Here is a 10,692-nt window from a genome sequence, read left to right on the forward strand (position 1 = left end):
ACTATGCTCCGGCACTATTTTTTTGTCTCTTGCGGGCATTTTTACCCGGTCTTTTCGCCTTAGTGGCTTTTTTTCCTGTACTTTTTTTAGCGGCTTTTTTACTTCCTGATGCACCCGCTTTTTTGCTCTTCTTCAACACCCCTTTCGGCGTGGTTTTTTTACGTTTTTTAGCCTGTTTGCTGCCTTTATCTGGCGAGTCGTCTTGCTTATCCGATTTTCCTTTTGGAATTTTACCCGCTTTCAACTGAGCGCGAACACTACTTTTTGCAGCTGGTTCTGCATCAGAGCTGGATTTTTTGCGACGCCTTGCATAACGATCAGGCTCGGCTTCATCCGCCAATACCAAATTAATGCGTCGCTCATCTAGGCTCACAGATGCTACGACGACACTCAATTTGTCGCCTAAACGGTATACCGTTTTACTATGCTCTCCGACTAAGCAGTGCTTTGCACCATCAAAATGGAAATACTCGTGACCCAAATTGCTAACGTGGATCATGCCATCAATTTGCAACTCATCAAGGCGAACAAACAAGCCAAAATTGGTTACTGATGAAATCACACCTGAGAACTCACTGCCGACATGGTCTTGCATAAATTCGCACTTCAACCAGTCAGCCACTTCTCGCGTTGCATCATCAGCACGGCGCTCGGTCATCGAACACTGCTCACCAAGTTGATCGGCTTCATCCGCATCGTACACATACGCGCCAGACACTTTTTGCCCTTGTTCAGCTAAGATCCCTTTGATTGCTCTGTGCACAACCAGATCAGGATAACGCCTGATAGGTGAAGTAAAGTGAGCATACGCTTTAAGCGCCAGGCCATAATGACCAATATTATCTGGTTGATATACCGCTTGCTTCATAGAGCGCAGTAACATGGTTTGGATAAGCTCAGTCTCTGGACGTTGACCTAGCGATGCTAGCGCCTCAGTCAGTTCAAGCGGTGTAGGCTCATGGCCAATTGGACTCTCTATCCCCAGATCATTTAAGAACTGCCTAAAGTGGCTAAGCTTTTCAGGATCTGGCTCATCATGGACACGGTATAAGCTACTTGCTTCGTGTTTTTCAAGTAACCTTGCCGCCGACACATTTGCCAAAATCATACACTCTTCGATGAGTTTATGCGCATCGTTACGTACAACAGGTACTATCGATTCAATTTTACGATAAGCATTGAATACAAAACGAGTTTCCAGTGTCTCAAATTCAATGGCACCACGTGTTTGACGCGCCGATTTAAGCGCCATATACATGTTGTGAAGCTCTGTCAGATGAGGCGTTACATCAGCATATTCTGCTCGTAGCTTTTCATCACCTTGTAAAATTGCATGTACTTTTGTATATGTCAGTCGTGCATGGGAGTTCATCACAGCTTCGTAAAAACGATAGCCTGACAGTCGTCCTGCTTCTGAAACCGTCATCTCCGCGACCATGCAAAGTCTATCGACTTTTGGGTTCAATGAACACAACCCGTTGGATAGCACTTTGGGTAACATAGGTACAACTTGCTCGGGGAAGTACACCGAGTTACCACGCTCAATAGCTTCTTTATCTAGCGGACTATTTTTTTCTACATAATGGGATACATCAGCAATGGCAACCCAAAGTCGCCAACCACCCGAACGTTTACGTTCACAGTGAACCGCATCGTCAAAATCTCGCGCATCTTCACCATCAATGGTTAATAGCGGTAGATTGCGAAGGTCAATACGGCCTTGTTTGTCTTTTTCTGCAACGTGTTCGCCGTGTTTGCTCACTTGATCTTCAACCGCTTGCGGCCAAATATGCGGTATATCGTGATTGCGCAGCGCAACTTCAATTTCCATACCCGGTGCCATATGGTCGCCAATCACATCAGTGACCTTGCCAACCGCATTCATTTGCTTCGTTGGCCGCTGGGTTATTTCTACCTGCACCATTTGATTGTGTCGCGCACCTTTTTCACTGCCAGGCAAAATAATAATATCTTGAGTAAGACGAGGGTCTTCCGGTACAACTACCGCCATGCCATGCTCAACAAAATATCGACCTATAATGGGTGCACGTTCAGATTCTAAAACTCGTACAATACGTGCTTCGACTTTACCGCCCGAGCCACGGCTTGCAGCTTTAGCTAACACCCAGTCTCCATGCAACACACGATCCATCTGGTGTTTGGTGATAAACCAGTCTTTTTTCTCTCCCTCAACTTCCAAAAAACCAAATCCATCACGGTGACCAATTACCTTGCCTTTGACTAAACCGTCATCGCAAGGGATCACGTAGCATTTGAATTTATTGAAGTGGAGTTGACCATCACGCTCCATCGCCCGAAGTCGCCTTTTAAACGCAATCTGACGCTCTTCTTCAAACACATTGAGTGCTTGGCAGAGCTGACTGAAGCTGGTTTTTTTGCTACTGGCTTTAATTTTTTCCAGTATAAACTCACGACTTGGAACTGGATTATCGTATTTTTCTTGTTCTCGAGAGAGATAGGGATCCTGCTTTGGCATGCAAACACTGTGTAAAGGAGTTATAGCTATATTCTAACGCAAAACACACTAATGGCCTAACCAAAGAGCACCGACTCATCATAATTTAATAGTAAGAGGTGAGCCCCAATAATTTAACTTTAAGCTTATTGGGGCTCTGGGAGAAAATGTAAATACTTAAAACTTACCAACTAGGTTGATAAACCACCCTTTTGAGTCGTAGTCTAAGTCCGTTAAATCATCAGAGAAGTCAGTAAAATTATAACCAACACCGATTTTCATGTGTTCTCCGACATGTCGGTGCAACGCAAATAAGGCTCCTGAGCGGCTATCTTCAGCCAGATCAACACTCAAAGAGCGCCACTCAAGCGTTGCATCCCATTGATGCATCAAATGATAGTCAGCACGCAATACGCTAAGTGTCGCCGCTGAGTCAAACCACTGCCCGGTGTCACGGCCCATTCTCAGCTCACCTTGCCGCTGCGCCAATTTAGTACCAATGCGCCAGCGCGGTGTCAGCTGGTAATTCACATCCAGTGCCCAAACTCGACTGCGCTGTTGAGGTGTATTATCAAGACCTATACCGCTTAGCTGTGATGCCGGAGCCAAGTCTTCTAAATAAGTAAAGCTGGCCACTCCAGACCAAGGGCTCGCAGATATTGGGCGATAAGCGACGCCAAACTGTGCTTCAGTAAAATCACTGTTGAGTGCACCAGCTGGTTCACTCTCAGCACGAGAGCTATCACTTTGTGCCCAATCGACTCGAAATTGCGCTCGCCAATCTTCGCTGAGTTTGGCATGGATGTTCTGCCTAGCTAGCCAAGATGTTCTGGTTTCTGTGCTGTTACTGTCTTCACGATACTCTAGCGCACTACGCCACTGCCAAGAATCTGTTTGGTAGCCCAAGGAAAACGTGGTGACATCCCGATCGATCATATCATTACTGCTCTCAAGTTCGCCTTGCTCAAAGCCAAGCCCAACTTGCCAGCCAACTAAAAAGTCGTGTTCGATGCCATACGCATGAGTTAATCCAGTTTGCCGACTATCTTGTTGCCAGATCTGCTCAGCATATACACTGGTTGAAGTATTAAATCTATGTCTGGAGCCAGTTACCCAGTTCTTTTGCCTTCCAGTTGAGAATAAATCCCCGCCATCAGGGTCTACGCGGTATTCAACATACGCATTGCTGCCCGCTTGGTATTGCCAATCAACCCCGAGTTTGCCCGCTTCACCGAGATTGCCATGCGATAGCTCTGAATTGACAGCCAGCGTGTCTGTCAACAGCACCTCTGTGCCGATACCAACTCGGTTGTTTGCTAGTCGACTTTGCTCTCTTACGAGTGTACCTTGAAGATAAACATAAGGCTGCCACATTTCACTGCCGTCGTAATTGAGCTGCACGATTGCATCAATGCGCTCGCCATCATCAAGTTGGGGCGTTTGAAGCTCCTCATTTTGCTCTGCAAGGCTTTCTTTATTGTCTTGACGTACAGCGCTACTAATTTGCCAATCGTCGTTCAATTGATAAACATACCCTAATTCAGCAGCCTGCCTCCGTTGTTGACTATCTGCTTTTTGTTCATCCACTTTGAGCTGAATGGCATGATCGTCTTCGATTTGCCATTGCCAAAATGTGCCAATTGAATGGCTATCGACTTGGCTTATTTGGCCCGTAGAGCTAAACCCAGCCTCAAGTTGTTGCCAATAAAATTGGCCATGCCCTTGCTCATCCAACCCAATATCAGAAAATTCAAATGCTGCTTCAATTCTTTTTCCCGTTGCTGATTGGCCCATTTCACTCGATTGTTGCTGCTCAAAATCAATACCACCGGTAAACGAATTAAGTGTATTGCCAATACCCTCCGTTTGCGCAGCTTCAATTTTGATATAAGCCGTATCACTAGGCCGGTAAGTAGCATCCACAGCAATGAGTTGATCATCAAACAAATCTTGTTCTTGATGGTTGAGCGTAGTACCAACTTGTATTGTATCAGTTAGCCAATGGCTCAAACGAGCACCATAGGTCAAGTTATCTAAGCCATTGAGCCCCGGCGTGTACTCATATTGCGCTACCAAATAGACAGGGTTGCTGTCCAAGCTTGCGGTGCGCACGAGTAAATCATCCTGCTGGAACGAAGACAGGGGTCGATTCAATAACACACGACCTTGTAATGCATCAATATCGTAATCTTGGCCTGCAATAAGCCCTCGCCTAACTAACACTAAACCGGTAATTTTATCACGGACCTCAACCGCGATTTGCTCAGAGCCTTGAACAATATCTTGATTCTGCAGGTAGTAAAGAGAGCCACCTGTTGAACGATGAGACTCATAAGCACCTAGCGTTTCAGCCTCAGCACCATATACATGAACCTGGGATTGGTTATCGCCCGCTGTGGTAAGATCATCCGTTATATATTGCAACTGTAAACCATACAAGCCACGTTCAACACGCGCCAGCTCGGTATCATTGAACGAGGTATTAAAATTCCCCCATAACACATGAGACTGAGATTTCTCGACTTTTAAATACACTTTGCCATTGCTTGGTGCATCATCAATTACAGTCGAGTCATCGCCATACTCTGTGGGGTGTTGCTCTTCTTCAAGACGACGGAATAAACTTTTTGGGTCTTTTTCATGGAGTCCAGACAATAATTTGTTCAGCCCCTGCTCTTGCGTGTCTATCCGCGCAGTCACCTTGTACTCATCACGCCATTTACCTGTGATATAGCCACTTAAACGTCCTTCAGCAAAAACATTTCCATCTTGGTTGTGATCAGCACTAAGTAACTCAACTGGCCCATTATGGCTGTTTTGCCCAATCGTCAGATCGGCCAATGCCACATAAAACCAGTCGCTTTTTGGCAACTCGAGATCACGATGAATTAATCGCCCTTCTCCTTCGGCATTTAATACCGCAACTTCTGCTCGGTGAATACCGCTGCGCACGATTTCTTGGTGAACAAATTTGCGCTCACGGTTGACCGCAACCACCCTTCCAAGAAAGTAAACGCGGTGATGGTCAGGGACCTGCTCACCATATAAGGTCAATGCGCCACCTGCAATTTTGATATTTTGTTTGGCAAGCATTGACTTGCCATAGCCAGCCATTAAATACCCTTCGAGCTTGTCGTCATCGACAGCATAGCGTGGTTTAAAGTCAGCTTGCGCAAGACTGGTTTCATCAAAGCGACCTTGCTTATTGTACACTTTTAAGCGGTAATTAAGACTCATACCCAGCATATTGCTAGGTAGCCGCCAGCGACCTTCCAAAGCGTCATCAAGTGCTACTTTTGCCAGCACTTTATCACTGTGTGGTGCAAGGATCTGCACTTCTGCGTAGTCAAAAAAGCTCTGATAATTACTGTATCCTTTTAGGTGTAGCATCAAGGTATTACCAGATTTTGTCAGTGCATGTTGTATATTCAATTTGGGTAATATATTGAGCGGATCGTATTTAAGCTGTAGCTCGAAACGCTCTAAATTGATATCCGCACAACGCTGAGCGTCTGCATTGTTGGCAACATCTTCATCCATAAAAGCTTGGCCATCTAACGTGATACTTAATGGCCCTTTGTTTGCCGTAACATCACCACATAATTTTTGACGCTGCGGCGGTGCTATCACTTGTGTATCTTTTACCGTGCGTGTTTCAGTGTAAACAGCAATCACTTCAACTCGGCGGTTTCTCGCCATACCAGCTAACGTCGCATTGCTTGCTACCGGCTCGCGATTGGAACGACCTTCCGTTGTTGTTGAAGAAGGCTCAAGATTGAGCTGCTGACGGAAATAATCCGCCACAATATTAGCTCTGTGCTCAGATAAACCCTGGTTAGTTTTATAAATCTTACGCGCATTGGCACTGAGACCTTGCGAGTCAGCATGGCCTATAAAGTGCAATTTAATATCTTGCTTGCCTTGCAAAAAGCCAATGATGCGATCCATTTCAAGCTTGGTAGTACCCGTTAAATAGTGCTTACCAGAAACAAAGCGAATTGCAGAGTCTTTTACGAATTGAGCTGACTTGTCATCTTTAACCGTTCGCTCTATTTCGACTGTTTTGGCTTTGGGTTCATCCAATCCGCTAAACACAAAGTGCTTTTGCACTATCACCCGTTCAGTATTACCTGCCGCAGACGTCACTTTGCTGTCATTAACAGCGTCGATAAAGGCATAGCTCATTGATGGTACAGAGGTATAAGCCGCTGCACACAATAGCGATATTTTGCTCAGTAAGAATCGATTAGTCATCGCTTCCTCCTAGCTGTTGGTGGGCTGGTAAAGCAGGAATAAAAAATGGGATCATTTCCGTTTCAATAGTGATTGGAAGCTCACGCTCTGCCACTTGTGTTTCGATCCATTCAAGTAGCAATTGAGATTTACGCTGTGCTTCTGTGGTTTGCTCTAATTCAGATTGTTGATATGCAATACGAATAACTGTCGGTGTTTTATCTAGTGCATTCAGTAGCTGCGTTAGACGAGACAGATACTCAGGCATGATTGCCTCACCGTCAAATAACTCAGCTGTGATTTCGATGCGCGCTACTTTATGGATACTCGCGGCAAAGTCAAGTTGGTGTGATTTACCGCGTGTTAAGCGCACCACTCGTGGATTTTCACTGATGACACGATATCCCGAAGGTAAGCTACGCTCATCCAGTTTCACAATAAAGTTGCCACCTCGAACAGCATGTGGAATATCCGCACACGCTAAATGATAGCGACCATGTTGATCCGTCGTGATCCAAAGACCTTGCGCCGTTGCTAAACGAATTGCTGGTAATCCAGACTCTCCGGCTTCTTGAATTCCATTTCGATTATGATCATCAAATACTTTACCCATCAGATCGCTACAATCGAAAATGGGATCTGGAACAACTCTAACGGTCGCTTCACCAATATTTGAAATTCGGTTGCCAGTACCCGTTTGGTACAGACCGCCTATAAACTCGACCCAAGCCTGATTGATATATTTACCTTCGCTGACACCAGTACCCACCACAACGATCAGTTCGATCATCACTGACTGTTCTGGTTGTAGAGATTTACCAGCCCAGCGCAATTGCCTGCCGCGCTGTTCAGGCTCTATAGCTAGGCCATCCACTTTAGCACTGCCCGCAACATATTTAAGGCCGGCAGGAAGCTGATCAATAAATGCCAGTGGTGACAGCTCCATATCTGATTGGTTGGTCACTTTAATGCGATATGGCACCAGTTCGCCAATCACAACATCTTGCTTGAGCGCCTGTTTACTGACATGCACCAGATCTTCGCCAAATGCATCGAGTGGAATATGGTTGTTTACCACATTGCCCGACGGTAACTTAGGCTCAATGTAGAAGCTCTGATAGTACTGAGTAGTATGCATATCTTGCAGCGCTTGATCTGAATGATTCGCACACTGAGTGGCAATATGCTCGGGCGCATCCAAAGTTGGTACAGTTTCTTCAACAAAAATCGTAATTGGTAACTCTCGAGCACCAACTCTGAGTGTGTTCGTACACACAGGTAGACGCTTCGATCCGCCACTTTGATAACCATTTGGCTCAGTTACATGGAGCTCATACACGCCAGCAGGGGCTTGTGCAAAGAGTAAGAATTGATAGTACCCATCATCGCTGGTAGTTTGCTCTACATTGGCTGAGCCACCAACTAAATGCAGATCAGGCTCAAAACCACTCGGGCCAGTGATCTTAATTTTCGCACCCTTGATTGGTTTTCTCAGCTCTGAATCGTAAATCACGCCTGATGGATCCACTGGCAATGATTGATTTTCAACTTGCTCACCAGCGCTAACACGCAGATTTAAAATAGTTCCTTTTTCAGTGCTGGCATCTGGATCATCAGAAACAGGAAGGCCGTAAATTACGCCACCTTGTGGATGCCTAAAACGTACTTCATAAGTACCTACTGGTAAGCCATTAAAGGTGTACTTACCGTTACCATCGGATTCCACAATCGCCAGAGGTTCAGCATCTAAAGGATTTCCTTCACCAGTCATTGGATCTGGTAATAGCTCTACGATCCAACCACCTTGCCCGTTGCTATCATCTTCCTCTCGGTTATGGTTTTTATCCAACCAAACCATGCCTGAGATACTGGCAGGATCCATCAATTGCTCACCAAAATTGTATGAGTGTGCTTTGGTTACATGCCGCTCAATATGGATAGCAGATATCTGATCATCACCCAATACTCCGCCAATGTTACCAACACTATCTAGACCATCTTGTGTATTTTCAGGCTGGTATTCTGTAACAGTGAATCCATCAACACCACTTAGCGGCAGATCTTCAAACTCATAACGTCCATAGGCATCTGTGAAAATATCACGACTCACAGGCTGGCCATCAAGATCAGCTCCTGAAATAGTAAGCTTTACATCGCGTAGACCCATCTCATATGTGTCTTGAACACCATCATCATTGAGATCTACATATACACGACCAGCTAAATCACTGCCACGTTCAGCAAAGTTGTACCCCGTAGCATGCTGATCAAGTGCAATCAATATACCTGTGAATTGATCCTCACCGATCTCGCCACCTGCATTGCCTAATTGCTCTTTACCATCAAGCCAAGCACTCGGCTGTTTTTGGGTAATTTGATAAGTACCTGGGTATAAGTAATCAAAGGTGTATACGCCCTGCTCATTCGAGGAAACACTTCGTTCGACTGCGACACCGTCTAAAGTTGTCCCGGTTAAACTAACTTCCACGCCACCAATACGCAGAGTTTCCCCATCTTCAAGTAAGCCATTTTCATCTGCATCCACCCATACTTCACCTGCAATAGATGCCCTTGGTAGCTCCGCAAAATCGAAGTTTGCATATTGCTTAACTTCAAGCACCTGACCGATTGAAATACTGTCTGTTCCTTTTGAATTGGTAACGACGATACCCTGCGCAGACTCTTGACCATCTAGGTATGATTGCGGTTGCTGAGTTTGAGTTACAACATAGCCAAGTTCATTGCTCGGCGGCAGATCAGTAAAGCTATACACTCCCTGTTCATTGGTTGGCGCGCTAAGATCTATGCTGTGGCCTTGATAATCAACACCAGTTAAGCGTATTTCAGAGCCAACAATAGCAATGTCTGTTGCATCGAATTCCGTACTATTCGGGAATAGGCCCGAGTCAGTCCTATCAATAAAAACGCGGCCACTAATGGCAATACCAAAGCCTTCTGTGAAATTCTGTAGCGTTAGCCCTGCACCTTGCTCTAATACAAGTCCACTGATCACATCTGTGCGATCCGAATCCGCAATCTGAATACCATTTTTATAATCGATATCATCGACATAATTAGCTGGTTGAATTTGGACTAGTTGATAACCTTGTGCATCGCTTTGCGGCAATTGGGTAAATTCAAAACGACCCTCGGAATCAGTTACAGTTTTGAAGTTAACATCAATACCTGCATGACTTTTACCTGAGAGCTGAATTTCCACACTTGAGATAGCATCATCACCACTATCTAGTTGCCCATCAATATTACGATCGACAAATACTGCCCCCCCAATTCGACCTTTGTACAACTCTGCAAAGTGTAAATTAGTGACTTCTTGGTTCGCAGATAATGATACCGAGAAAACGTCGTTGGTATTTATTGAAACGATCTCTCCATCACGTGACTCATGGCCGTCATTAAATAGTTCTGGTTGTATTTGTGTTACGGTGTAGCCTTCTTCATTACTTGCTACCAAGTTGGCAAATACAAATGCTCCATTGCTACTGGTTTTAGTTTCAATCTCAACCACTTCACCATATGCGGAAACACCACCGAGCGTGATCGTCACATCTGCTAATCCAAATTCATCAACATCCATTAATCCATTGCTATTTGCATCAATAAAAACTTTACCGGAAACTTGAGCATCGTTATGAAGCTGTTCAGTAAAAACAACTTCTTTGGCTGTTTGCTCTTCTTGGCCTAGAGTTACCGATACTTCACTTAGTGATCCAAATTGATCAGCCGATGAACCAAGATAATCTTGCCCTTCAACATAATCTGTAGCGCCTTGCGTGATGGTGTAGCCTGCTGAGTTAGAAGCGCGAAGGCCTGCAAAGTTAAACGTGCCATTTGCATCACTAGAGGTACGCAGATTCACCGCCTCACCGTAAAGATCCTGACCTGTCAGCTGGATCTCAATTCCCGCAAGGACAAAGTCATTCCCGTTGTTGGTGCCATCTTGGTTAATATCGACAAATACG

Annotated in this window: 3 protein-coding genes; all 3 read right to left on the minus strand. The window is 45.2% G+C overall.

Features of this window, described 5'->3' with window-relative positions; translation table 11 throughout:
• Nucleotide 1: 1 nt before the first annotated feature.
• On the minus strand, nt 2-2,497 hold the full coding sequence (rnr, locus tag MHN81_RS05345) for a ribonuclease R (protein WP_239425188.1): 2,496 nt from the start codon (nt 2,495-2,497) through the stop codon (nt 2-4).
• A 156-nt stretch (nt 2,498-2,653) separates the two neighbouring features.
• Nucleotides 2,654-6,730, minus strand: coding sequence for an OmpA family protein (locus MHN81_RS05350; RefSeq protein WP_239425189.1), 4,077 nt, complete (start codon nt 6,728-6,730; stop codon nt 2,654-2,656).
• A partial coding sequence (locus MHN81_RS05355; protein WP_239425190.1) for an SdrD B-like domain-containing protein occupies nt 6,723-10,692 on the minus strand: 3,970 nt, incomplete at its 5' end. The genes MHN81_RS05350 and MHN81_RS05355, both read right to left, overlap by 8 nt.

The sequence above is a fragment of the Pseudoalteromonas sp. Of7M-16 genome (assembly GCF_022347805.1).
GTDB classification, from domain to species: Bacteria; Pseudomonadota; Gammaproteobacteria; order Enterobacterales; family Alteromonadaceae; genus Pseudoalteromonas; species Pseudoalteromonas luteoviolacea_F.